The organism is Nostoc sp. CALU 1950, assembly GCF_051172895.1.
GTDB lineage: Bacteria > Cyanobacteriota > Cyanobacteriia > Cyanobacteriales > Nostocaceae > Nostoc > Nostoc edaphicum_A.
The window spans coordinates 1-458 of sequence record NZ_JBDNJQ010000425.1 but is presented as its reverse complement, the minus strand read 5'-3'; the positions used below and the strand labels follow the sequence as shown (position 1 = coordinate 458).

The 458-nt window shown below is 38.9% G+C and carries 1 protein-coding gene; it reads right to left on the bottom strand.

The genetic code is table 11. From position 1 onward, the window contains the following. On the bottom strand, positions 1-458 hold a 458-nt coding region (locus tag ABF638_RS38290; RefSeq protein ID WP_435027938.1), incomplete at both ends, for a M10 family metallopeptidase C-terminal domain-containing protein.

Sequence of the window (458 nt, the reverse complement as noted above, 5' to 3'; positions counted from 1 at the left end):
CACCGGATAATCTATCATCTCCTTGTTCCCCAAACAAACTGTCATTACCACCAGCACCAAAGAGGCTATCGTTACCTAAACCACCAAACAAATCATCATTGAAAGGACTGCCTGTGATGTTGCTATTTACAACTGCACTGTTGAAAATGAAATCACTCGCTTGTAATTGACTTTTGCTAATGCCATTGATTTTTAGTCGATAATAATAATCACCATCAAACACACGATATTTTGTGCTAATGATGGCTTTACCATCCACATCATCCCTTGTCAGCAGTAACAGAGTATTGAAGTCACTGATGCCAAGAGTTCTAAGATCAATTTGGTCTTCTCCCTTCTTAAAATCAATGACAATATCTTGCTGTTGGGCAATAGTAGAACTATCAAAGTTCTCTAAGACAAATTGATCTTTTCCTGCGCCACCATACAAGGTATCACTTCCAGCACCACCGGATAAT